This window comes from Rhodococcus sp. 008, from assembly GCF_001682295.1.
In the GTDB taxonomy this organism is placed as follows: domain Bacteria; phylum Actinomycetota; class Actinomycetes; order Mycobacteriales; family Mycobacteriaceae; genus Rhodococcus_F; species Rhodococcus_F qingshengii.
Map to the genome: position 1 here is coordinate 3,912,207 of NZ_CP012749.1, position 23,179 is coordinate 3,935,385.

22 protein-coding genes are annotated in these 23,179 nt (G+C 61.3%); 11 read left to right on the forward strand and 11 right to left on the reverse strand.

The genetic code is table 11. From position 1 onward, the window contains the following. Positions 1-503: 503 nt before the first annotated feature. The 7 genes from AOT96_RS35330 to urtA all read right to left on the reverse strand — a co-directional run bounded on the left by AOT96_RS35330 (position 504) and on the right by urtA (position 6,743). Positions 504-1,019 carry a hypothetical protein gene (locus AOT96_RS35330; protein WP_156778954.1) on the reverse strand — a complete coding sequence of 172 codons (516 nt, stop codon included), beginning with the start codon at positions 1,017-1,019 and terminating at the stop codon, positions 504-506. 205 nt (positions 1,020-1,224) lie between these two features. Beyond that, complete coding sequence (locus AOT96_RS18245) at positions 1,225-1,914, reverse strand: GntR family transcriptional regulator (protein WP_020906727.1); 690 nt, start codon at positions 1,912-1,914, stop codon at positions 1,225-1,227. A 1-nt stretch (position 1,915) separates the two neighbouring features. Further along, positions 1,916-2,608 carry an urea ABC transporter ATP-binding subunit UrtE gene (gene urtE / locus AOT96_RS18250; protein ID WP_003941544.1) on the reverse strand — a complete coding sequence of 231 codons (693 nt, stop codon included), beginning with the start codon at positions 2,606-2,608 and terminating at the stop codon, positions 1,916-1,918. A 3-nt stretch (positions 2,609-2,611) separates the two neighbouring features. After that, the gene (gene urtD, locus AOT96_RS18255) at positions 2,612-3,448 is read right to left on the reverse strand and encodes an urea ABC transporter ATP-binding protein UrtD (protein WP_003941545.1); all 837 of its coding nucleotides are present in this window, start codon (positions 3,446-3,448) and stop codon (positions 2,612-2,614) included. Further along, a complete protein-coding gene (gene urtC, locus AOT96_RS18260; RefSeq protein ID WP_047268868.1) occupies positions 3,445-4,551 on the reverse strand; it encodes an urea ABC transporter permease subunit UrtC in 1,107 nt (368 codons plus the stop codon). Before urtC ends, urtD begins: the two co-directional genes overlap by 4 nt. Next, on the reverse strand, positions 4,548-5,432 hold the full coding sequence (urtB, locus tag AOT96_RS18265) for an urea ABC transporter permease subunit UrtB (RefSeq protein ID WP_003941514.1): 885 nt from the start codon (positions 5,430-5,432) through the stop codon (positions 4,548-4,550). Before urtB ends, urtC begins: the two co-directional genes overlap by 4 nt. Before the next feature lie 54 nt (positions 5,433-5,486). Continuing rightward, positions 5,487-6,743, reverse strand: a complete 1,257-nt coding sequence (gene urtA / locus AOT96_RS18270) for an urea ABC transporter substrate-binding protein (RefSeq protein ID WP_007735391.1) — start codon at positions 6,741-6,743, stop codon at positions 5,487-5,489. A gap of 267 nt (positions 6,744-7,010) precedes the next feature. Between urtA and AOT96_RS18275 the strand changes: the two genes are divergently transcribed. From AOT96_RS18275 to AOT96_RS18315, 9 genes are all read left to right on the forward strand, one after another. Then, entirely contained in the window at positions 7,011-7,751 is a 741-nt protein-coding gene (locus tag AOT96_RS18275; protein WP_003941474.1) for a TetR/AcrR family transcriptional regulator, read from the forward strand. 126 nt (positions 7,752-7,877) lie between these two features. Continuing rightward, the gene (locus AOT96_RS18280; RefSeq protein WP_065352109.1) at positions 7,878-9,062 is read left to right on the forward strand and encodes an ABC transporter substrate-binding protein; all 1,185 of its coding nucleotides are present in this window, start codon (positions 7,878-7,880) and stop codon (positions 9,060-9,062) included. A gap of 15 nt (positions 9,063-9,077) precedes the next feature. Continuing rightward, on the forward strand, positions 9,078-9,953 hold the full coding sequence (locus AOT96_RS18285) for a branched-chain amino acid ABC transporter permease (RefSeq protein ID WP_003941557.1): 876 nt from the start codon (positions 9,078-9,080) through the stop codon (positions 9,951-9,953). Further along, on the forward strand, positions 9,953-10,981 hold the full coding sequence (locus AOT96_RS18290; RefSeq protein WP_039973479.1) for a branched-chain amino acid ABC transporter permease: 1,029 nt from the start codon (positions 9,953-9,955) through the stop codon (positions 10,979-10,981). Before AOT96_RS18285 ends, AOT96_RS18290 begins: the two co-directional genes overlap by 1 nt. Further along, the gene (locus tag AOT96_RS18295) at positions 10,978-11,751 is read left to right on the forward strand and encodes an ABC transporter ATP-binding protein (RefSeq protein ID WP_007735383.1); all 774 of its coding nucleotides are present in this window, start codon (positions 10,978-10,980) and stop codon (positions 11,749-11,751) included. The genes AOT96_RS18290 and AOT96_RS18295 overlap by 4 nt, the downstream gene beginning before the upstream one ends. A 1-nt stretch (position 11,752) precedes the next feature. Further along, entirely contained in the window at positions 11,753-12,457 is a 705-nt protein-coding gene (locus AOT96_RS18300) for an ABC transporter ATP-binding protein (protein ID WP_047268870.1), read from the forward strand. A 9-nt stretch (positions 12,458-12,466) separates the two neighbouring features. Then, the gene (locus tag AOT96_RS18305) at positions 12,467-14,107 is read left to right on the forward strand and encodes a class I adenylate-forming enzyme family protein (protein ID WP_065352110.1); all 1,641 of its coding nucleotides are present in this window, start codon (positions 12,467-12,469) and stop codon (positions 14,105-14,107) included. A gap of 68 nt (positions 14,108-14,175) precedes the next feature. Then, on the forward strand, positions 14,176-15,195 hold the full coding sequence (locus AOT96_RS18310; protein WP_064114019.1) for an alpha/beta hydrolase: 1,020 nt from the start codon (positions 14,176-14,178) through the stop codon (positions 15,193-15,195). A 131-nt stretch (positions 15,196-15,326) separates the two neighbouring features. Continuing rightward, positions 15,327-16,349, forward strand: a complete 1,023-nt coding sequence (locus tag AOT96_RS18315) for an alpha/beta hydrolase (protein ID WP_064114018.1) — start codon at positions 15,327-15,329, stop codon at positions 16,347-16,349. A 5-nt stretch (positions 16,350-16,354) separates the two neighbouring features. On the opposite strand, the gene ramB is transcribed toward AOT96_RS18315, so the two are convergent. The 4 genes from ramB to AOT96_RS18330 form a co-directional block, all read right to left on the reverse strand. Continuing rightward, entirely contained in the window at positions 16,355-17,767 is a 1,413-nt protein-coding gene (gene ramB / locus AOT96_RS18320; protein ID WP_003941547.1) for an acetate metabolism transcriptional regulator RamB, read from the reverse strand. Positions 17,768-17,892: 125 nt separating this feature from the next. Continuing rightward, positions 17,893-19,152, reverse strand: coding sequence for a formamidase (fmdA, locus tag AOT96_RS18325; protein WP_042923284.1), 1,260 nt, complete (start codon positions 19,150-19,152; stop codon positions 17,893-17,895). Between the two features lie 94 nt (positions 19,153-19,246). Beyond that, complete coding sequence (locus AOT96_RS34745) at positions 19,247-19,534, reverse strand: FmdB family zinc ribbon protein (protein ID WP_037129638.1); 288 nt, start codon at positions 19,532-19,534, stop codon at positions 19,247-19,249. A 79-nt stretch (positions 19,535-19,613) separates the two neighbouring features. After that, positions 19,614-20,237 (reverse strand): serine/threonine protein kinase, encoded by a 624-nt coding sequence (locus AOT96_RS18330; protein ID WP_231917228.1) that lies wholly within the window; start codon positions 20,235-20,237, stop codon positions 19,614-19,616. 504 nt (positions 20,238-20,741) lie between these two features. Between AOT96_RS18330 and aceA the strand changes: the two genes are divergently transcribed. Next, on the forward strand, positions 20,742-22,031 hold the full coding sequence (aceA, locus tag AOT96_RS18335; RefSeq protein WP_003941533.1) for an isocitrate lyase: 1,290 nt from the start codon (positions 20,742-20,744) through the stop codon (positions 22,029-22,031). A gap of 184 nt (positions 22,032-22,215) precedes the next feature. Continuing rightward, positions 22,216-23,112, forward strand: a complete 897-nt coding sequence (locus tag AOT96_RS18340; RefSeq protein WP_003941541.1) for a 3-hydroxybutyryl-CoA dehydrogenase — start codon at positions 22,216-22,218, stop codon at positions 23,110-23,112. The last annotated feature ends 67 nt before the right edge of the window (positions 23,113-23,179 follow it).

The window sequence follows — 23,179 nt, forward strand, 5'->3', positions numbered from 1 at the left end:
TTGTCCAGTGGCGGAATCGTGATAGATCTTTTCGGCAGTTCGATGTTCGAAGGTGTCTCACAACAGAACACGATTGGAAAGGACCTAGACACAACCAATCTGGTGGTTGCAAAGCTACTGGGCGTCAACTCGTTGTCCCGGACCGGATCGATCTCGTCGTGCGCTGCCTACTCGGTCGGGCAGCCAGCGAGCGGCCGCTGCCAGTCGGCAATTGTTTCGGATACCGATGCGACGTCGACACTCACCTCGATGACCGTGACAGTGAACTTGCTGTCTCTACTGGGGGTTGATCTGGTCAGTGCGCCGATAGTCACTGTGGCATCGCCGATTACGGCAGGGGCTGCGTGCGATACCTCGAACAGGGCATCGGTATCGGCGATTAGCCCCACGAATCAGGTGACGGTGGGATCTCGCGTCCTCACGATTCCACAGCCTGCCGAGAACGCATCGGTGACGGTAACAGGGGCGGACGCCACTGTGAACGCCGCTGGCTTGGCGACGATTCAATACACGAACATCAAGCTCGTGAGCACGCGAACGTCCACGGCAACAACGGCGCAATCGACGCTGAGCGTGAGTCTTTCGATGGCAGCTTTTGCGATTCTGGGGGCGCAGATACTGGGCACCACAAACGTGACATTCAATCTTGTAACGGCCCAATGCGGAATTGGCAGCGCGACATACCCGGTCACGCCGCTGAGCCTCCCAACCGGATTTGCTGCGCGTGCGGTCAGCCCGACGTCTACTTCGGTGAGCGAACCCCCGTCATCGACGACTTCTTCGACCACGGCAGCTGAGACCACGGCAGCTGAGAACACGGCAGCTGAGAACACGGCAGCTGAGACCACGGCAGCTGAGAACACGGCAGGGATGACGACCAGCGCGGCTGTAACTACCAGTGTGGCTGCAATCACCCCGACAACGACAGCCACACCAATTACGAGCACACCGGCTCCGGCAGATCCAATCGGGACAGCGATCCACGGCCCTGCCGATTCGAGCATCTCCGCCTTCACCACGGATACCGGACTCTCCTGCGAGGTTGCTCCTGATGCGGACTACACGAGCGAAGTTGCAGTCGAATGCTCGGACGGCACAACGGGTACGGTGCCCGGTTCTGTACTCGGCCCGAAGCCAACCGTACCGGGGGAGTACCTCAGGATCCCCCTGACGAGAGACCACGTCACCGAAGTCTTCACCCTGAAGTCAGCGACACGACGCTGATCAGTTCCGCACAGCGTTGGCCATGGCGGCCAACGAGAGGGCCTGCCGAGCGCGGTCGAGGACAACCGCACGAGAGATGTCGATGTGCGACACCAGTGCCTCGTGTGCTTGCGGAATCTTGCCGTCCAGCACCAGTTCGACGACGGAGATATGTTCCTCCACCGTGGCCTTCATACGGTCGGGAGTCAGGTAGTCGAACATCCGCACGGGGCGCAGCTTCGAGTTGACGGCCTGAAGAGCGTCGACCAACGCGTGGTTTCCGGACGAGGCGAGGAGCGCGATGTGGAACTCCTCGTCGAGCGTCACGAAACCGGCGTCCGGTACCGGCATCTGTTTGAGAAATGCGTACCACTTGTCGAGTTCGGAACCGAGCGCGTCTCGATCATGAGCGGGGGCCTCACCGTCGAGTACCCGCCGAAGTCCGTGTACCTCGAGGAGTATGCGCAGCTCGTAGAGGCCACCCAACTCGTCGAGGTGCGGTCGGTACGGAAAGAGGCCGTGTTCGTCGCGCTCGACCAGCCCGTCGGATTCCAACTTCGCGAGCGCTTCGCGCACCGGTGTTCGCGAGACACCGTAGAGATGAGCCAACCGTTCTTCGCCGAGTCGTTCGGATGGCGCGATCTGACCGGACATCAGATCGTTCCGGATCGACCGGTAAACCTGCTCGCGCAGCGGCGGCCGCACACTCATGTCAGATTGCCATCGCTCGACGAACCGCCTCGGTGGACGTGGTGCCGCCCTCACCGGTCGAGGTCACGTGTCCCGCCGCGAGAATGCTGTAATGCTGCGCAGATTGGAGCGCGAAACCGATGTGCTGCTCTACGAGGAGGACACCGAGATCGCCGCGTTCGGTGAGTTCCATGACGGTCCTTTCGATTTCGGCGACCACGTTGGGTTGAATGCCCTCGGTTGGTTCGTCCAGAATGAGGATCTTGGGCTCGGTGATCAGGGCGCGAGCGATGGCAAGCTGTTGTCGCTGCCCACCGGAGAGAAGTCCCGCGCGACGGTCGAGGAGCGTGGTGAGTGCGGGAAACAGATCCAATGCCTCTGCGATGAGTGCCTTTCCGCGTTTGCGCCCGTCGGCGACCACCCGAAGATTCTCGGCAGTTGTCAGTTGTCCGAACGACTGCTGACCCTGGGGTACGTAGGCAAGTCCGCGAGCGACGCGGGCGCTCGGCCGTAGACCGGTGATGTCCTCACCGTTCAGAAGTACCTTTCCCCGTGTAGGTTTGATCAGACCGACGGCGGCGCGCAGCAAGGTGGTTTTACCCGCACCGTTGTGACCCATGACTGCCGCAACTCCGTCGCTGGGAACCAGCAGGGATACGCCGTGGATCACTTCGGTGCGTCCGTAGCCGGCGCGGATGTCGACGAGCTCGAGCATGATTCAGTCCTCCGGGGTCGGTTCGGTGTCGGCGCCGAGATCGGTTCCGGCAGCGGCGGTGCCGAGGTAGACCTCTTGCACCTTGGGGTCGGCTTGGACCTCCGCCACAGTTCCTTCGGCAAGCACTTTCCCAGCGGCGAGCACTGTGACGGACGTGGCGAAGGATCGCATGAAGTCCATGTCGTGCTCGACTACGACGACGGTTCGCGCACCGCCGATGCGCCGCAGAAGGTTCCCGGTCTCCTCGCGCTCCTCGAGGCTCATGCCTGCGACGGGCTCGTCGAGCAGGAGCACGGAACAGTTCTGTACCAACAACATTCCGATTTCGAGCCACTGCTTCTGTCCGTGCGCCAGAATGCCTGCGGCGGTGTCCCTGAGGTGCTCCAACCCGGTTGTCTCCAGCGCCTCTTCGATCTCGGGAAGCACACCTTTGCGTTTTCTGAGCAGGTTCCACGGTGATCGGCCGGCTCCGGCCGCGATGTCGAGATTCTGCAGCACCGAGAGCTCTTCGAAGACGCTTGCCGTCTGGAAGGTTCGCCCGACGCCGAGGCGGGCGATCTTGTGAACCTTCTTGCCGAGCAGTTGCTCGCCGGACTTCGTGATGGAACCCGTCGCGGGAACGAGTCCGGTGATGGCGTCGACCAACGTTGTCTTTCCAGCCCCGTTCGGGCCGATGAGAAACCTCAGGTCGCCCTGCATGAGGGTCAAGTCGACGCCGTCGACGGCCTTGAAACCGTCGAAGCTGACCGAAAGATTTCGTACTTCGAGGTACTCGGACGACATTCCGGCGTTGCCACCCAGTGCCGGTGTGGGTTCGCTGGTGGCGGTTGTGTTGGTCATGACGACACCTCCACTGGTTCGGGTTGGGAGACCTTGACCGGCGGGTCGGCCGGGGCCTCACGCTTCTTGCGGTGGCGCATCAGGGCGAACAATCCGGCCACACCTGCCGGGAAGAACCCGACCACGACGATGAACATCAACCCTTGTGCGTAGATCCATCCCGAAGGGAGTTTCTCCGAGAATGTCGACTGCGCCCACGCGACGCCGATCGCACCGAGTACCGGACCGAGAAGCGTTGCGCGGCCACCGATCGCGACCCCGATGAGAAAGGCGATTGACGGAACGATCCCGACGTCGGCGGGGGAGATGATGCCCACGATCGGAACGAACAGCGCACCGGCGATACCGGCGAGGAACGCCGCGGTCACGTAGGCGACCAGTTTGATGTTCGCCGGATCGTATCCGAGGAAACGTACTCGCTCCTCTTGATCACGGACGGCGACGAGGAGTTCGCCGTATCGGGAGTTCATCAGCTGGCGAATCAGAGCGACCGATGCGAGAAGAACTCCGGCGGCGATGAAGAACAACATCTGCTTGTTCGCCGGATCGTTGAGGTTGAAACCGAAGAACGTGCGAAAGCGGTTGAGGCCGTTGCTGCCACCGATCGACTGCTGGCCGATCAAGAGGATTGCGAAAGCCGCGGCGAGTGCCTGCGAGAGGATCGCGAAGTACGCGCCCTTGACTCTCCGCTTGAACACACCGAGTCCGAGGAGAAAGGCAACAGCGGCCGGCAGGAAAAGGATGGCGAAGATCGCCACGAATGGCGAGGCGAACGGTTGCCAGTATCCCGGCAGTTCGGTCTTGCCGGCGATGGACATGAAGTCCGGGACCGCGTCACCCTTGAGTTCGGCATCGGCGATCTTGAGGTGCATCGCCATCACGTATGCGCCGATCCCGAAGAACACCCCCTGGCCGAGCGTGAGCATTCCGCCTCTGCCCCAAGCCAAACCGATACCGACAGCGACTATGGCGAAGCACAGGAATTTGGCCAACAGTGACAGCCTGAAGTCCGAGAGCACAGCCGGAGCGACGGCGAACAGCACGATGGCGGCGAGTGCAAAACCGCCCCACACCCGAATTCGGGAATTGTTCAGGATGCTCATACGAGGCTCCTCGTCTTGACTGCGAACAGGCCCTGCGGCCGAACTTGAAGGAAGACGACGATGATGACGAACACGATCACCTTCGCGATCGACGCTGTCGTCGAGTACTCGATGAACGAGTTCAAGATGCCGAGGGCGAAGGCTGCGATCACGGCTCCCTTCATCTGACCGAGACCGCCGACGACAACAACCAGGAAGGCGTCGATCAGATAGGACTGGCCGATGGTCGGGCTGGTGGAACCGATGAGCGTCAACGCGACACCCGCGACGCCGGCGAGCCCGGAACCGAGGAAGAAGGTCGTGATGTCCGTACGACGAGAGGAGATTCCGCTCGTCTCGGCCAGATCGCGATTTTGGACGACGGCCCGGATGCGTCTACCCATCGACGACTGCTTCAGTGCGACCGAAAGTGCGATCACTGCTGCGATCGCCAACACCAGAATGAAGATGCGGGTTTTCGGCACCACGGCGCCGAAAATATCGACCCCGCCCGAAAGCCAGCTCGGCGCCGAAACATTGACTGCCGGCGCGCCGAAGATGTCGCGCGCCAACTGCTGAAGGATCAATCCGACGCCGAATGTCACCAACAGGGTGTCGAGGGGTCGGTGGTACATCCGCGATACCAGGACCACTTCGAGCACAACACCCATCAGTCCGCCGACGACGAAACCGACGAGCAGAGAAATGATCAACGATCCCGTTGCATTCGAGATCACCTGCTGCACTACGTATGCGGTGTACGAGCCGGCCATGATGAACTCGCCGTGTGCCATGTTGATGACACCCATCTGCCCGAACGTGAGAGACAACCCCAACGCTGCCAACAGGAGAATCGATCCGATACTCAAACCCGTGAACAACTGCCCGATCACAACATCCATGACAGACGCTCCACCTCTCTACTCGTCGATTCCGTCAATTCCGCCTTTTGTCGATCAGCTACCGAGCCCCTCAGCCCAGGGGTAGTTCTTCAGGTACGGATCCGGCTCGATCGGCTGTCCCGAATCCCAGACCGTGTAGATCAGTCCGTCGGAACGGATTTCGCCGATCCGGGCAGTCTTGGTGATGTGGTGGTTGTCGCCGTCGATGGTGACGAGTCCTTCGGGCGCCTGGAAGGTCACACCGTCGGCGTTGTCCTGAATATCCTTGACCGCAAACGAGTTGGCCTTCTCGACGGTGTTCTTCCAGAGGTAGACGGAGGTGTATGCCGCTTCCATCGGATCGGACGTGGGCTTGTCCTGGCCGAACTTCGCCTTGTACGCCGCGACGAACTTCTTGTTCTCGGGGGAGTCGATGGTCTGGTAGTAGTTCCACGCCGTCAGCTGGCCTTCGACGTTCTGGACTCCGATACCACCGACCTCTTCCTCCGCAATGGAGACGGAGACGACGGGCATGTCGGCGGGCTTCAGGCCGACATTCGAGTATTCACGGAAGAACGCAACGTTGGAATCGCCGTTGAGTGTGTTGAACACGGCATCGGCGTCGGCTGTGCGGACCTTGTTCACGATGGTGGAGAAGTCGGTCGAACCCAGAGGCGTGTAATCCTCGCCCTTGATCTCGATGCCGTTCGCTGCCGCGTACGCCTTGATGATGCGGTTGGCGGTCTGCGGGAACACGTAGTCGCTGCCGACCAGATACAGCGACTTGACGCCCTTCTCCTTCAGGTAATCCAGCGCCGGGATGATCTGCTGGTTGGTCGTTGCGCCCGTGTAGAAGATGTTCTTCGAATCTTCCAGTCCCTCGTACTGGACCGGGTAGTAGAGCAAAGAGTTGTTGTCCTCGAACACGGGCAGCATGGCCTTGCGGCTCGAGGAGGTCCAGCCACCGAAAACTGCTGCGACGCAATCGCTGCTGATCAGTTTCTCGGCCTTCTCGGCGAACACTGTCGGCTCCGACGCACCGTCCTCTGCGACGATCTGGATCTTCTTACCCAGTACACCGCCGGAATCGTTGATCTCCTGCACCGCCAACGAGATGGAGTCGCGGACCGTCACTTCACTGATGGCCATGGTGCCCGAGAGTGAATTCAGGGAACCGACCTTGATCGTGTCCCCCGAGGTGTCGACGCACGACGTAGCCGTCGAATCTCCCGATGCGGTGTCTGTTGCCTTGCTTCCGCAGCCGGTGAGAACCAAGCCCAGCGCGGCGAGAGCGGCCGGCGCGGCAAGGGTGCGCTTCGAGAAGGTTCGCATGTACGGGCCTTTCGTGTCGATGGCTCTGGCAGACAATGGCTCTGACAGATCTGTATCCGGAGTGCGTATACAACGCTGTATTCGTCGAGTGCACAGAGTAGGTGGAAGTTGTTGCGGTGGAATGACTGTCGGTGACAAGTGTGTGTCCGGTGTTTCGATTGGGTGTCCAGGACCTCACACCGCAGGTCAGCGAGGGTGCGGTGTTAGCATCGACGAGAAATTGATCAAGCACTCGCTTGACGATCGGAACGTCGGAAGGATCTTCTCATGCGCTCGACCCGACGGGACGAAATACTCGCTCATGCGGCCAAGCTGTTCAGTGAGCGGGGGATCGCCGCGACGACGGTGCGAGACATCGCCGACGAAGTCGGGATCCTCTCCGGCAGCCTCTATCACTACTTCGACTCCAAGGATGCGATAGCCAACGAGATCGTCGTCCGGTTCCTCGAAGATCTCAACGTCCGGTACGAGGACTCGATCGAACCGGAAGGTTCGGCTCGAAATCGCCTGGCCACGATGGTGTCGGTCTCTTTTGCCTCGGCGGTGGATCACCCGTATGCCACGGAGGTCTATCAGGGAGAAGCCATACTTTCGTCGCAACCGGCGGACGCGCCCATCACCATCCTGGTTCAGAAGGCACACAGCTACTGGCGATCGGCTATCGCTCGCGGAATTGCCGACGCGGAGTTTCGGGAAGACATCGATCCCGAACAGTTTCACCGTCTCCTGCGTGAATCCGTCTGGTCCACCGTCGCGCAGTATCGCCCGCAGCTTTCCGAATTGGCCGAAGATCTGCAGCGCAATCTGATTTCGGTTTTCCTGGACGGCTTTGCCGCACGTTCCGTCGACGGCGAGCCGGTGGCACGCATTGCGCGGCGCACGGCGAAGAAGGAAGCGCAGACCGAATCTCCCGACTCGGACCTTGCCGAACTCCGCTCTGATGTCGACGAATTGAAGTCCGTCATTCGCGAACTCAGCTCGTCGATCCGGCAGCTGCAGAAGCCGTAACACCGCAGTTCCTGCGCGTGTAGTTCGGATTTTGACTATCAGTGTGACCCAGTGCATACTTCTGTCCACACTCGTAAATCAAGCGCTTGTTTGATTTACCAAGCACAGTTTGGACGGGAGTTCGATGTGAGACTCGGAAAGGCGATCGCCGTCTGCGCGGCAGTGGTCCTCGGGGCGAGCGCGTGCGCATCTGCCGGTGTCATTCCCGAAGACACCATCGTCATCGGTTTGGACGAGGACTCCACCGGGCCCGGTGCGTCGTACAGCACGATCGCCGGCAAGACGGTGCGGATGACCGTCGACCTGATCAACCAGGCGGGCGGAATCAACGGTAAGCAAGTCGAATTGGTTGTCGAGAACGACGAGAGCAGTCCCACCAAGACCCCGTCGATCATTCGGAAGTTGGTCGATCACGGGTCCAGTGCGGTCATCCTCGCCACGGGCAGCGGGTCGGTGCTGCAGGCCAAGTCGATTCTCCAGCAGTCGAAGATTCCTGCGATAGCTCCGGTCGTTCTCAGCGACGCCTTTGCCTCGGCGCCCGACAACGACTTCTCGTTCATGATTCCGAACTCGTTGAAGCAGTACGCCCAGGTGTACTGCGGGGCTTTCGAGAAGATGGGGTACAAGTCCCTGGGAATTCTCGGTGACGCGAGTGCGTCCATCGACGGAATCATCAAGACCCTGCGGCCGGCGCTCGAGAAGTGCGCGAGAGTGACGGGCGTCGAAAAGGCGCCGGTCGATGCCGCGGACATCACCGCACAGGTCTCACGTCTCGCGGAAACCGAACCGGACGCGATTCTGGTCGCCAGTATCGGCGGGCACTTCGAAATCCTCGCGCACAACACCTTGTCGAAGGTCACCCCGCAGACGCAACGCTTCTCACTCGCTTCCATCGGAAACCAGCCCGCATCTTGGGCTTTGGCGGACTCGAAGGCGTTGAGCGGCATGGTGTACATGGGCTCGCTCAGTGAGAACAACCCGAGAACCGCCGAACTGCGTCGCAAGGTGCAGGCGGTGAAGGGGCCTGATTATCAACTGACCGCCTACGACGCACAGGCGTACGACGCCGTCATGATGTTGGCCGAGGCAATCGAAATTGCCGGCGACCACCGAGATCGGACGGCCGTTCGTGATGCTCTTCAACAGGTTTCGGCACTTCCCGCCAGCTTCGGCCAGGACGGATTGACACTGTCGTTTTCTTCGCAGGATCACCTGGCTCCTGACAGCCTCTGCGGACTGGTGCTCGTCGAATTCGGTGAGGACAACAAGCCGGCCCATCCGTGGGATTCCTACCAACCCCCGTGCGGATAACCGAGGAGCCTTGACATGACAGACGCACAACTGTGGCTCGCAGCCATCGAGATCGGTGCATTCTTCTCACTGATAGCCCTCGGAATGTATCTCGTGGTGGTCGGCGCCGATTTCTTCAACTTTGCGATGGGCCCGTACGCGATGGCTGCGGCCATGGCGTCGAGTTGGGTCGCGATCAATTACGGGCTCGCTCTCTGGATTGCCATGCCGCTGGGGATCGCGGTAGCGGTGGCGCTGTCGATCCTGACGGAAAAGCTTGTGGTCAAACAGGTTCAGAAGCGTTCGGGTCGTGGGGAACTACCGGCGTTGGTGGCGGTGACCGCAGTACTGTTCGGGATCCAGCAGCTCGCCGGCACGGTCTTCGGCCGAACACCACTTCCCGGACAGAAGATCTTCGACTTCGATCCGATATCGGTGCTCGGTGCCACCGTCGACAGTTCGACCGTTGTACTCGTCGTCGGAACTGCCGTGATCTTCGTCGGTATCGGACTGTGGCTGAACCGGTCCACCTCGGGCCGTCTGCTTCGCGCCGTCGGCGACAATCCGGATGCCGCCCGCGTCCTGGGCTTGCCGGTGGATCGGGTACGCCTCATCGCGTTCACCCTCGCGGGTGTGATCGCCGCCGTCGCCGGACTTCTGTTCGCTCCCAAGGCCGGTGTTCAGTTCACGAGCGGTCTGTCCTGGACGCTGACGGCATTCATCGCACTCGTCATCGGTGGTACCGGCCGGAGTTGGGCTCCGCTGATCGGCGGAATGGTGTTGGGCGTCGTCCAGGTATTCGCCCCGTACTACTTCGGTGCGAGTGCTGCGCAAACCGCGATTCTGTTGATTGCCCTGGTGTTCTTCGCTTTCCGTCCGGAAGGCTTGCTCTCGAGGAAGGTTCGCGTCTGATGGCCTCGCTTTCTACCAGTCCGCTGACGTCAAATCCGCCCGCTACATCCGGCCGTTCCCGGACGAGGATGCTCGCCCTGTCACGAGAAGCGCTGATCACCGTGGTCGTGGTTGCTGCCGTGCTGCTGTGGATGGGGCCGAGTCTGTACCGGCAGGATCTGGTGTTCCTCGCTGCGACGTATTCGCTGATCGCACTCGGCATGTACGTGCCATTCGTGCTCGCGGGATCACTGTCGATGGCGTACAGCGCGTATGCGGCGATCGGCGCGTATGCCGTTGCGCTGATCTCGGTTCGGACCGGGTTGTCGATGTGGTGGGGATGGATTCTCGGCGCCCTCGCCGCTGCAGCGGTTGCAGTACTCCTCAGCTTGGCAACGCAGAAACTCTCCGGCTTCTACCTTGCCGCGGTGACCTTGTTGTTCGGTATCGCTTTCGAGCACTGGTTGATCGACGGGCCGAGTTTCACCGGCGGATCGGCCGGGATCTCGGGCGTCGAGACTGTGACGATGTTCGGCTGGGAGCCACCGCGCTACGCATTGGTCGTGTTCGCGATCTTGTTCGTGTGTCTGATCGCGGTCGCTGTCGATCGACTCCGGAAATCGGTGTGGGGGCTGATGTTGCAAGCTGCCCGCGACAATCGTAATGTCGCACGGTCTTCCGGCGTCAATCCTGCGCACCTGACCGTTGTGGCGCTGGCGATCGGTGCCGCGATCGCGTCGACCGGCGGATCGCTGTTCACCGTGTCGGTGCAAGCTGTCACTCCTGAAACCTTCACTCTCAGTATTGTTTTCCTTGCGATCTTCATGCCGATCATCGGCGGTCGCAGTTCGGCGTGGGGTGCTCCGCTCGGTGCATTGATCGTGGTGATCGTGACGCTGAACATGCCCGGGTACCAGGGAAGTGGCGAACTCCTGCTTGCCGGAGCCGTCCTGGTGATCCTCATCGTCGCGCCTGGTGGGGTGATCGGGTGGAGTCAGAACGTTCTGGGTCGAATGAACCGTCTGTACAAGGAGCGTGGCAATCGATGACTCGGCTACTCGAAGTGAGCGGGCTCCACAAGTCCTACGGCGGCGTCCGCGCTGTCGACGATGTCTCGTTCAGCGTCGGACCGGGAGAGGTGATCGGACTGGTCGGCCCGAACGGGGCAGGCAAGACCACACTGGTGGACTGCATCTTCGGCACTCAGCAAGCAGACTCCGGAACCGTCGCGCTCGCGGGTGCTCCCTTGACCGGGCCGTCGGAGCGCCGTGCACGGCAAGGGCTCTCGCGCACGTTTCAACATCCGCAGCTCGCGGCGGAACTCGACGCCGTCGACAACATCATCCCGGGACTGTACGGGCACAAGATCACCTCACCTCTGCACTCGCTGTGGTGGGCGATCAAAGGACCTTTCGAGAACTGGGACCGGACAGCACAGCGGGCCCGGGAGATTGCTGCGCGATACTCGGTCACCGACGTCGAGAGTGCTTGCGGGGATCTCAGTTTGGGGGCGCAGCGTCTGGTCGAGGTGGCGCGGGCGATGGCGACCGAACCCGAAGTCCTCCTGTTGGACGAACCGTTTGCCGGCGCGGATCACGACGGCATCGCTGCCATCTCCGGTGCCGTGCGATCGATTGCCGCGCAGGGCAAAGGAGTAGTCCTGGTTGATCACAACGTCGATCTCATCGCGGCGCTCGCAACCAAGATCGTGCTGCTCAATTTCGGATCAGTGGCGTTCTACGGACCACCGCAGGAGTGCTTGGCCAGCGACGCGATGCGAGAAGTCTATTTCGGTTCCGAATACGAGGAAGGCGCCTGACATGCTCGAACTCGACAGAGTCACAGTTCGATACGGATCCGCTGTCGCCGTCCGGGAAGTCTCCCTTGCCGCTCCCGCCGGTGAAGTGACAGCGATCGTCGGGCCGAACGGTGCAGGCAAGACCAGCTTGGCGGGATCCATCTACGGCTCGGTTCCCGCCACCGGGACAATGAAATTCGATGGTCGAGAGATCCAGAAATTATCGGCACTGGATCGTGTCCGCAGCGGATTTGCCTACGTTCCCCAAGGCAGGCAACTGTTCATGCGAATGTCCGTTCGCGAGAATCTACGCGTGGGCGCAGACCTGCTGGGATTGAAAGCCGAAGCCGTGGAAACAGCTTTCGAGAGGTTCCCGATCCTGCGTGAACGCTCGGAGAGTTATGCCGGGGTCCTCAGCGGTGGTGAGCAACAGATGTTGGTTCTGGGGCGGGCCCTTCTGGAAACCCCGAAGGTGTTGCTACTCGACGAGATGATGACCGGACTGGCACCGAAAATCGTCGCGGAGCTGCGAGCATTGGTCGGGGGTCTGGCCGCCGAGGGTGTGACCGTCATCGTGACGGAACCGGCACTTACTGCACTGAAATCGGTTGTCGACCGCGGATATGTCATGCAGCGCGGCGAACTCGTCCGCGAATGCGATTCCGCAGCGACACTGGACAACGCGTACAAACAATCGATGGGCGTCCTCAGCGCCGACGGGAGATGATCGACGATCATGCTTGAAACGAAGACACTCGACTTCACCGTCGGTGAATTCGCCACGAATCCGGACCGCTTCGCCGGCGTCAGCATCAGCGAAATGGTCAGGCATTGGTCTGAGACCATCCCGGACGAAACCGCCTTTGTCACTCCGGAATCGAGGGTGTCGTGGAAGCAGTACGACGCGGCTGCCGATGCGATCGCGTCGGCGCTGGATCTAGCTGGTGAGGGATACGGACATGTAGCCGTGTTGCTCCCCGACACCGCTGTATTCCATGCGGCTCTCTGCGCAGCATTTCGTACCGGCCGCGTCGCCGTCGGAATCGGTTCGCGCTCGGGCATTCGCGAGATCTCTCATCTGATCGCCCGCTCGGAAGCCTCCGTACTCGTCACCACTCGCACGCTGCGCGGCGTCGATACCGCCGAACTCGTGGCGAGTCTGCGGGCAGAGCATCCCGGACTGGACGTCGTCTTCGCCGACGAACGCGCCGACGTGAGTTTCGAACGCGTGAGCGCAAACGGCGAACTCACCTCGTTGCCGGTCGAGCCAAAGCAGTTCCCCGCAACCAGTCCGTGTTTTGTCACGTCAGCCGTTTCGATGCTGAACTCGACCTCCGGCACAACGGGCCTACCCAAACTGGTCACACAAACCGAGGATCGTTGGGTTGGTTTCTCCGAGATTGCCGCCGAGGCGGCGGCGATCGGTTCGGATGAGGTGTTCCTCGGCGCGGTTCCAGCACCTTTCGGATTCGGCCTCTGGACTTCGCATTTCCTGCCGGCACTACTCGGTGCTCGCAATGTCGTCATGGAACGCTTCGACGTTTCGGTGATGATCGAGTTGATCGAGCGCGAACGGGTGACTGCTTTGAATTGTGTGAGTACACAATTCAAGATGCTGTTGCGTTCGGAGGCCGCGGAATCGGCCGATCTCTCGTCACTTCGTTTCATGTTCACCGGTGGTGAAGCCGTGCCCTATTCGGAGGCGCTGGCATTCGAACAACGTACCGGAGCGGCTGTCCTGCAGTTCTACGGATCGAACGAAACCGGCGCCGTCTCGGTGACGACGGTTTCGGACGATTCCGACACCCGACTGAAGACGTGCGGCCACGTCATCGATCGCATGCAAGTTCGTGTATTCGACGATGCGGCAAAGGAAATGACCGGCTCCGTCCGCCGCGGTCAGCCTGGGGTGAACGGACCGCTGATGTGTCAGGGCTATTGGGGGGACACCGATGCGAACGACGAGTTGTACACCGATGACGGTTGGATGCTTCTCGGCGACATCGTCGAGATCGACGAGACAGGACGGGTGCGTGTGGTCGGGCGCAAGGCCGACATCATCATTCGTGGCGGCAAGAACATCTCCGCGGTCGAAGTCGAGGAGTACGTGCGCGCGCACCCTTCGGTGGAGTTGGTCGCCGTGGTCGGGGTCGACGATCCGCTGTTCGGTGAGAAGGTCTGTGCGGTCGTCGTGTCCGCCGATGACGATCTGAGTTCGGAGGATCTGACCGCCTGGCTGCAGAGCCGAGGAGTGACCCGCGAGTACATACCCGAGTATGTGATGACGGTCGCCGAATTGCCGATGGCGGCAGGCGGCAAAGTAGCCAAGGGTGAAGTCAAGGCACTCGCGCAGAGGCGGATCGCTGAACTCGGCTGATCGCACTTGGCGGTACCGGCTTCGCGTTACGCTGATCCGGACATTGTGCCGAGAGTGAAGGAAACCCGATGACGAACCCTTCACCGCATCGGTGGCGCAGGCGCTTGCTGTGGGCTCTGGCAATTGTGTTCGTTCTCGTCGGAGCCGTGGTTCTGGCCTTCGTTCTGAGCCCGAGACCTGGCGCACTCACCGTGCGATGGGTCTTCGATCGTGATGCGGTGAAAGTCACCGAGGCGCTCGAGAAGCACGCGCCCGAAGGCGTCGACTCGATCAAGGACCAGCAGTACCGCGCCGATGACGACGACGCATACCTGGATGTCTACTTTCCCGCAGCGACGACGACCGAATTGCCTACGGTGATCTGGACTCATGGCGGTGCCTGGATCTCGGGAAGCAAGTCCAACTACGCGCCGTACTACGAGTTGCTGGCCTCGCGTGGCTACACCGTTGTGTCCCTGGACTACTCACTCGGACCCGAGCACTACTATCCGACGGCAGTGCGGCAGCTCAACGACGCTCACGCGTACGTCGTCGCGAATGCGGAACGGCTGCATGTTGATCCGACGACGGTCGTTCTGGCCGGTGATTCTGCGGGAGCGCAACTCTCGAGTCAGCTCGCCACTCTCATCACTGATCCCGCCTATGCGAACCGTGTGGGCGTGGTCCCGTCGCTGCGGCCGGATCAGTTACGTGGAGTAATCCTGAACTGTGGAATCTACGACGTCGGGAACATGGTCGGCGGACCCGGCATCATCGGTTGGGGAGTTGATCGGTCCCTCTGGGCGTATACCGGCGTGCGTGACTTCATGAGTACCGACGCAGCGGATCAGATGTCGACCTTGAACTACGTCACCGATCGATTTCCGCCTGCCTACATCAGCGGCGGCAACGCCGATCCGTTGACGGATTCTCAGTCGAAACCGATGGCTGACAAATTGACCGGGTTGGGAGTTGCGGTCGACACACTGTTCTATCCGGCCGATCACGTTCCGGCGCTCGGGCACGAGTATCAGTTCGATCTGGACAATGCCGACGGTCTCACTGCGCTCGATCGCACGGTTCAGTTTCTCGAGGCTCATACCGGCTAAATGTCGGATTGTGGTGAACCACTGCGAAAATGGTCATTGTGGACAAAGCTCCGCGGGTGCGTTGCCAGGGAATTCTCAACTAGTCCTTTTGGTCTAGCCTGGGTGAATCCGATCCGACCCCAGGAGTTGTTGTGCGCGCGTCTTCCCCCGACAGACGGCGAAGGCGCATTGTCGGAACCGCGGCGGTATTCGTCGTCATTCTGCTGTCCGGGGTAACCGCGGCACTCGTCAGTCCGTGGCCAGGAGTTCTCCTCGTACGGTGGATGTCGGCGGGTGGCTCCGAATCGACTCACGCACAACTCGACAGGCATGCACCGTCAGGAATCGTCTCGATTCTCGATCAGTCGTACCGCGAAGGCGACGACGATGCACAACTCGACGTGTACTACCCGTCGGAGTCCACTTCGGCGCTACCCACGGTGGTCTGGGTGCACGGCGGTGGCTGGATATCAGGGTCGAGAACTGATGCCGACGGTTACTACAAACTGTTGGCAAATCAAGGTTTCACTGTGATTTCGGTGGACTATTCACTGGGGCCGGACGCGTATTACCCCACCGCAGTGAATCAGCTGAACGACGCGTATCGATTTATCGTGAGCCATGCGGACAGGTTGCATGTCGATTCGAACAACCTCTTTCTTGCCGGAGATTCGGCAGGCGCGCAGTTGTCCAGTCAGATGGCGACCGTCATGACCAGCCCTGACTACGCGTCGGAAATGGGTGTGGAGCCGGCATTACGTCCCGAGCAGATACGCGGAGTTGTCCTCGACTGTGGGGTCTTCGATCTGAAACCGCTGCTGTCACAGGGGAAGTACTTCGGTTGGGGCGTCGACAAGCAATCGCTGTGGGGGTACCTCGGAACGAGGGACTTCGACGGGTCGACTGCAGTGCGTCAGATGTCGACACTGGGTCATGTGACCTCGGACTTTCCAGCGACGTTCATCACCGGCGGAAATGTCGACCCACTGACCGCCAGCCAGTCGAAACCCATGGCAGAACGGCTCGCCGATCTGGGCGTCGAGGTCGATGCACTGTTCTACCCGGACGATCACGAGCCTGCACTCGACCACGAATATCAGTTCGACCTCGACACCGTCGACGGGGTGATCGCGTTCGATCGCACAGTCGCGTTCCTACGCGACCACGTGCGTTAGCGCGGTCAGCGAATCACGTACGGCGAAATCGAACTCCGGTGCTCGCTGATGTCGAGGTCTTTACCCAACGGAGGGAAGGCACGCTGCGGACAATTGAGGCGTTCGCAGACACGGCAGCCCGAGCCGATCGGCGTTCCCGGATTCGACTCGTCCAGATCCAGACCGTCGCTGTAGACGAGTCGGTGGGCGTGTCGAATCTCGCATCCCAATCCGATGGCGAAGATCTTTGCGGGCTGTCCGTATCGAGCCGCTCGACGTTCGACCGTGCGAGCAACCCATAGGTATCGGCGGCCGTCGGGCATCTGTGCGATCTGAGGCATGATCTTGCCCGGATACGAGAACGTCTCGTAGACGTTCCACAGCGGACACGTACCGCCGCTGGTGGAGAAGTGGAATCCGGTGGCGGACTGACGCTTCGACATGTTTCCGGCACGATCGACACGCACGAACATGAACGGAACCCCGCGAAGTTTGGGGCGCTGCAGGGTCGAGAGGCGGTGGCAGATCGTCTCGTAGCTCGCGGAATAGAAGGCGGACATACGCTCGATGTCGTACCGGAAGTCCTCGGCAACCTCGTGAAACTGGCTGTAGGGCAGCACGGTGGCCGCGGCGAAATAGTTGGCCAAACCAAGCTTCGCCAGGGAAACCGACGCTTCGCTGGTGAAGTTGCCCTCGGCCACCAACGAGTCGAGCAGGTCGCCATGCTCGAGGTATGCGAGTTCTGTCGCGAACTTGAAGACCTGTTGCCCGCCGGAGAGTCGTGCGGAAATTTCCAGGACCCTGGTGTCCGGGTCGTAGCGATGAAGTATGTTCTCGCCCAAGTCGACTCGTCGAACGATCTGCACGTCATGGACGGACTCGAGGCGTCTGGCGATCTCGCCGGCGACGTCGCCACGGTGAAAGCGCATCCGGGCAGTGAGTTCTTCGGCCGCGGTGTCGAGATCGTGGATGTAGTTCTGTCGCTGATAGAAGTAGTCGCGCACTTCCTCGTGCGGCATGGTGATCGAACCGCTGCCGCTGCCGTCGGAGAAACGGTCCTCCGTGGCTGCGGCGAGCTGCGCCGTCGTGTTCCGGAAGCGGCGATGCATGTTCACCATCGCCTTGGCCAGGCCCGGGTGGGTGGAGACCATCTCCGCGATTTCGTGGGCGTCGGCGTCGATACCCATCTCTTGATCGAGGGCAACTTCACGCATTTCCGCGATCAGGCGTGTGTCGTCCTGCGGGGAGAAGAAGGTGGTGTCGACACCGAAGACTTCACTGATTCGCAGGAGCACCGGCACGGTGAGTGGCCGGACGTCGTGCTCGATCTGATTGAGATAGCTTGCCGAGATCTCGAGCGTCTTGGCCAGCGAAGCCTGACTCAACCCGCGCTCGGTCCGCAGTTGGCGGAGCCGGACACCGACAAAGGTTTTCGACATTTTCCCAGGATACGAGTGACAGTCCGGCTTCGCAAAGGTGGGTTCGCAGTCTTCGCACAGGGGCTCCGCCCCCGTGAGTGGTTGAGGAGCCTCGGCACTCCCTAACCACTCACGGGGCCGGAGGCCTAGACCCTGTTCTCCGAACGCGGGGCGCCGATTCCGGGATCGATCTGGAACGGCCCGCTCGACGAGGGTGCAAGGGGGAAGTCGAAGATCGCAGTCGGGAGATAGACCGTCGAACACGAGTTGGGGATATCCACGACACCCGACAGGCGGCCCTCGATCGGCGCCGCGCCGAGTAGCAGGTACGCCTGCTCTGGCGCGTACCCGAACTTGGTCAGATACTCGATCGCATGCAGGCACGCACGCTGGTAGGACAGATGTGAATCCAGGTACTTCTGTTCGCCGTCCAACGTGACGGAAGTGCCCGAGAACGCAAGCCACTCGGAATACTGCGGATCCGTGTTGCCCGGCATGAAGATGGCGTTCTCGGAAACACCGTAGGTATCCATTCCGCCCTTGATGATGTCCACACGAAGATCGATGAAGCCGCCCATCTCGATGGCACCGCAGAAAGTGATCTCTCCGTCGCCCTGGGAGAAGTGAAGATCGCCGACCGACAGATTCGCACCGTCCACGAATACCGGATAGAAGATTCGGCTGCCCTTGGTGAGGTTCTTGATGTCCTGGTTTCCGCCGTTCTCACGCGGGGGAGCGGTACGAGCCGCCTCGCCGGCCACGCGTGTGTACTCGTCACCGGTCAAGGTTCCCAGTACTGCATCGCGGGGCTCGGGCGGAAGTGCAAGCGGGGGAACCCGATTGGGATCGGTGGCAATGAGGGCGCCCTCGCGGGCATTCCACTTGGCGAGCAAGGCTGCCGACGGAGCCGTGCCCATGAGTCCCGGGTGGACGATGCCCGTGAACGAGACGTGCGGAATGTGACGCGACGTCGCCGTTTGGCCGGAGAAATCCCAGACGGCTTTGTACGCATCGGGGAACTGTTCGGTGAGGAAGCCGCCGCCGTTGTTCCGAGGGAAGATGCCCGTGTACCCCCAGCCTTGGCCGGCCAACGGACCCGAATCTTCTTGGGGGATAGGCCCGATATCCAAGATGTCGACGATCAAGAGGTCGCCGGGCTTCGCGCCTTCGACGGCAAAGGGGCCGGACAGCGTGTGGACCGTGGTCAGTGGTGCATTGAGAATGTCGTCGGCCGAGTCGTCGTTGTGTATTGCGCCGTCGAACCATTCGCGGCAATGGACACGAAACGCATCACCGGGTTTCACTGTCACCGCCGCTGGGATGTCCGGGTGCCACCGATTGTGGCCGACGATTGCCTGGTCGGTGAATTTCTTGGCGGAATCGAGTGGAAACAGCAGTTCAGGCATATGCACTCCTCATTCTCGAAGAAACGGAAAACTCGTGGCGGCAGGACTTTCGTGTCGGATCGGGACTCACGGCGAGGGCGCGCGGTGAGGACGCTCAGGGGCGAGGTAGCTTGCGGTGCAACGGATTGGATGTCGTCGGCGCAGATTGCCGGCCGCGGCCGGGTAGCGACCCACTGACCACGGCAGGCTCGTGAGCCGATCGAGCAGTGCTGTCCAGTAGACCCATCGCGGCCGACGACGCGTGACTCAACCGGGGAGACGAGACCACCCGCTTGGACTCGAGACTGCACTGGGGGCAAGTAATCGACTGGGGCACTTCGGCCATCGCGAACGACCGCTCGAGCGGGCCGCAGCCGGTACAGCGAAACTCGTACAGAGGCATGCGGTCACGCTATCGGAGGATCCGTAAGTGCGACACTGGAACGACACGCACCGGGTTGTCGATGCCGCAATTGCGCCCGTCAGCGCAAGTACACAACCGCGTTGTCTCCGCCGGTACAGGTGACGATGCCGGAGGTCACCTTGCATGCCATCGTGTACTCCTTGCCGGTCACCGGACTACGTGCGGACACGGTGCTGGATGCACCGATTGCACCGGAGTTCCCGTAGGCGATCCGAACCGCCTCGGCAAACTCACATGAAGTTTTGCCCCCACTTGTCGCGGACTCCTTGTAACTTCCGGCCGGCTGCCCGCCGGGGCAGGCGGACGCACCGGCCGGGAAGTTCGCGGCGCGTGTGGTCGTCGGGGATGTCGTGCTGGGAGCGGTTGTCGTGGTGCCGGGTGTGTTCGCGGCGCCGATGGTGGTGTGGGCGGCGCCACCGGCGGCCGAGTTGGGGACGTCCTTCGGCCAGAGGACCCAGGCAAGCCCGCCGAAGAGAGCCAACACAGTGATGACTCCGATTACGGATACCGGAATCACCCAGCCGGGCCGACGCGGCGGCGGATTTCCACGTGGCGGTGCAGGCGGGAATCCCTGGGGCGGGGGATACGACTGCGGCGCGGCTCGGTAGCCCAACTGCGGCGGCTGTGGACCGGATTGCGACCATGCCTGGTTGTTCGGTGGCCGCTGATAGTTGTCCGGCACCGCTTTATCGCCCGGTCGGGGGCGTCGAACGACAAGTCATGGTTCGACAGCATATGGCCGGCGAACGGGTTGTCTGTGGCTTTCTGGCGGGTAGATCCCTGGAATTGCCCGAGCGAAGCCTGTTGCCGGGGAGTGATTGCGGTCACTCGCAGGTAGCGAAGTTGGCTCCGAAGTAGCGGAAGGGCCTGTTCCGAGTTCCATGCGAACTGCCGGAATTCGCAAGCGGCGGAGTTGAGTGCATTTCGTTCACAGCCTGCGGTTTCTTTCCTACTCGCCAGTACGGAACCTGTCCGATTGGGTAGTACCAGTCGCGTAGGAATCTTCACAGACTTAGCAAAGTGTGTTGAAAAGGTAGCGAAGATTGGCATTAGCAACAGGTAGACGGCACTTTTTCGATGTGCCATCCTCGGTAAGTACACAAGAAGGGCCTGGCAAGTATGTGAAGTAGTACGCACGTACTGCTCACAACAGGCCGGACCAGCAGATCAAAGAGATGGAGTCTTGATGTCGACCACCGGCACCCCGAAGACCGCAGCTGAGCTCCAGCAGGATTGGGACACCAACCCTCGCTGGAAGGGCGTTACTCGTAACTACACGGCCGATCAGGTCGTCAAGCTCCAGGGCACCGTCGTCGAGGAGCAGACCCTCGCTCGTCGCGGATCCGAGATCCTGTGGGATCTCGTGAACAACGAGGACTACATCAACTCCCTCGGTGCACTTACCGGCAACATGGCTGTGCAGCAGGTTCGCGCCGGCCTGAAGGCCATCTACCTCTCCGGTTGGCAGGTTGCCGGCGATGCGAACCTCTCGGGCCACACGTACCCGGACCAGAGCCTCTACCCGGCCAACTCGGTTCCGACCGTCGTCCGTCGCATCAACAACGCACTGCTGCGCGCCGACGAGATCGCCAAGACCGAGGGTGACACCTCCGTCAGCAACTGGCTCGCTCCGATCGTTGCCGACGCCGAAGCCGGCTTCGGTGGCGCTCTCAACGCTTACGAGCTGCAGAAGGCCATGATCGGCGCCGGCGCTGCCGGTGTCCACTGGGAGGATCAGCTCGCTTCGGAGAAGAAGTGCGGCCACCTCGGCGGCAAGGTGCTCATCCCCACGCAGCAGCACATCCGCACCCTGACCTCGGCTCGCCTGGCTTCCGACGTCGCGGACGTTCCGTCCGTCATCATCGCCCGCACCGACGCTGAGGCCGCAACCCTCATCACCTCCGACGTAGACGAGCGTGACCGCCCGTTCCTCGACGGAACCCGCACGGCTGAAGGCTTCTACGGCGTCAAGAACGGCATCGAGCCCTGCATCGCTCGCGCCAAGGCTTACGCACCGTACGCAGACCTCATCTGGATGGAGACCGGCGTGCCGGATCTCGAGGTTGCAAAGAAGTTCGCCGAGTCCGTTCGCAGCGAATTCCCGGACCAGCTCCTGGCCTACAACTGCTCCCCTTCCTTCAACTGGAAGGCGCACCTGGACGACGCGACCATCGCGAAGTTCCAGAAGGAGCTCGGCGCAATGGGCTTCAAGTTCCAGTTCATCACGCTGGCCGGCTTCCACTCGCTCAACTACGGCATGTTCGACCTTGCCTACGGCTACGCCCGCGAAGGCATGACGGCATTCGTCGACCTGCAGGAGCGCGAGTTCAAGGCTGCCGAAGAGCGTGGCTTCACCGCCATCAAGCACCAGCGTGAGGTTGGCGCCGGCTACTTCGACACCATCGCCACCACCGTTGACCCCAACACCTCGACGGCAGCTCTCAAGGGCTCCACCGAAGAGGGACAGTTCCACTAAGAACTGACTTCGGGTGGGGGAGAGGCTCGGCTTCGGGTCTCTCCCCTGCTTGTATCACCGCACTACTTTCTCTCGTCTTCAAGGCAGTTCCGATTGCGTCGGCCACCAGCGTCGACGCAGTTCGAAGTGCGTGTTTTGCAACACCTTCACCAGACAAACTCCACGAGACAAACAAGGAGCTGACGTGACCAGCGAAAAAATTCAGCGCGTCGGCGTTATCGGCGCCGGAATCATGGGTGCCGGAATCGCCGAGGTGTGCGCCCGCGCACATGTCGATGTTCTGGTCTTCGAGCAGACTCGCGAGCTTGCAGCAGCCGGGCGTTCACGCATCCTGCGTTCGCTCGACCGCGGCGTGAGCAGCGGAAAGATCACAGAACGTGAGCGTGAGCAGGCCGCATGGCGTCTGCGTTTCACCTCCGATCTGGGAGATTTCGCGGACCGCCAGCTCGTCGTGGAGGCCGTCGTCGAAGACGAGAAGATCAAGAGCGAAATCTTCGCCGAGCTCGACGCGGTCGTGACGGACCCGGATGCGGTTCTCGCGTCCAACACGTCGTCGATCCCGATCATGAAGCTCGGCATCTCGACCAAGCGTCCCGAGCGAGTCATCGGCATGCACTTCTTCAACCCGGTTCCGGTTCTGCCGCTCGTCGAATTGGTGACGACGCTCAAGACCAGTGCCTCCGTCTCGCAGCGCGCCGAGGCTTTTGCCAGCGACATCCTCGGCAAGCAGGTCGTCCGCAGTGCCGACCGCTCCGGCTTCGTCGTCAACGCACTCCTGGTGCCGTACCTGCTCTCGGCGATCCGCATGGTCGAGTCGGGCTTCGCGACCAAGGAAGACATCGACAAGGCGACGGTTCTCGGCCTCGCGCACCCCATGGGTCCGCTGGCTCTGACGGACCTGGTCGGACTCGACACCGTCAAGTCCATCGCCGACTCCATGTACGAAGAGTTCAAGGAGCCGCTGTACTCCGCTCCGCCGCTGCTCCTGCGTATGGTCGAAGCCGGCTTGACCGGCAAGAAGTCCGGCGCGGGCTTCTACGAGTACGCCGACAACGGTCGCTCCACCAAGCAGGCAAGCTAAGGCCCAACGCCCCTGTGCGCCTTTCTGGTAGTTCCGGCTACCACAAAGGCGCACAGGGCGCTCGCGC

Excerpts from the sequence above, each read along its gene's own strand:
- AOT96_RS18245 (WP_020906727.1), bottom strand. The coding sequence starts at position 1,914 with ATGAGTGTGCGGCCGCCGCTGCGCGAGCAGGTTTACCGGTCGATCCGG.
- urtE (WP_003941544.1), bottom strand. The coding sequence starts at position 2,608 with ATGCTCGAGCTCGTCGACATCCGCGCCGGCTACGGACGCACCGAAGTG.
- urtD (WP_003941545.1), bottom strand. The coding sequence starts at position 3,448 with ATGACCAACACAACCGCCACCAGCGAACCCACACCGGCACTGGGTGGC.
- urtC (WP_047268868.1), bottom strand. The coding sequence starts at position 4,551 with ATGAGCATCCTGAACAATTCCCGAATTCGGGTGTGGGGCGGTTTTGCA.
- urtB (WP_003941514.1), bottom strand. The coding sequence starts at position 5,432 with ATGGATGTTGTGATCGGGCAGTTGTTCACGGGTTTGAGTATCGGATCG.
- urtA (WP_007735391.1), bottom strand. The coding sequence starts at position 6,743 with ATGCGAACCTTCTCGAAGCGCACCCTTGCCGCGCCGGCCGCTCTCGCC.
- AOT96_RS18275 (WP_003941474.1), top strand. The coding sequence starts at position 7,011 with ATGCGCTCGACCCGACGGGACGAAATACTCGCTCATGCGGCCAAGCTG.
- AOT96_RS18285 (WP_003941557.1), top strand. The coding sequence starts at position 9,078 with ATGACAGACGCACAACTGTGGCTCGCAGCCATCGAGATCGGTGCATTC.
- AOT96_RS18290 (WP_039973479.1), top strand. The coding sequence starts at position 9,953 with ATGGCCTCGCTTTCTACCAGTCCGCTGACGTCAAATCCGCCCGCTACA.
- AOT96_RS18295 (WP_007735383.1), top strand. The coding sequence starts at position 10,978 with ATGACTCGGCTACTCGAAGTGAGCGGGCTCCACAAGTCCTACGGCGGC.
- AOT96_RS18300 (WP_047268870.1), top strand. The coding sequence starts at position 11,753 with ATGCTCGAACTCGACAGAGTCACAGTTCGATACGGATCCGCTGTCGCC.
- AOT96_RS18305 (WP_065352110.1), top strand. The coding sequence starts at position 12,467 with ATGCTTGAAACGAAGACACTCGACTTCACCGTCGGTGAATTCGCCACG.
- AOT96_RS18310 (WP_064114019.1), top strand. The coding sequence starts at position 14,176 with ATGACGAACCCTTCACCGCATCGGTGGCGCAGGCGCTTGCTGTGGGCT.
- ramB (WP_003941547.1), bottom strand. The coding sequence starts at position 17,767 with ATGTCGAAAACCTTTGTCGGTGTCCGGCTCCGCCAACTGCGGACCGAG.
- fmdA (WP_042923284.1), bottom strand. The coding sequence starts at position 19,152 with ATGCCTGAACTGCTGTTTCCACTCGATTCCGCCAAGAAATTCACCGAC.
- AOT96_RS34745 (WP_037129638.1), bottom strand. The coding sequence starts at position 19,534 with ATGCCTCTGTACGAGTTTCGCTGTACCGGCTGCGGCCCGCTCGAGCGG.
- aceA (WP_003941533.1), top strand. The coding sequence starts at position 20,742 with ATGTCGACCACCGGCACCCCGAAGACCGCAGCTGAGCTCCAGCAGGAT.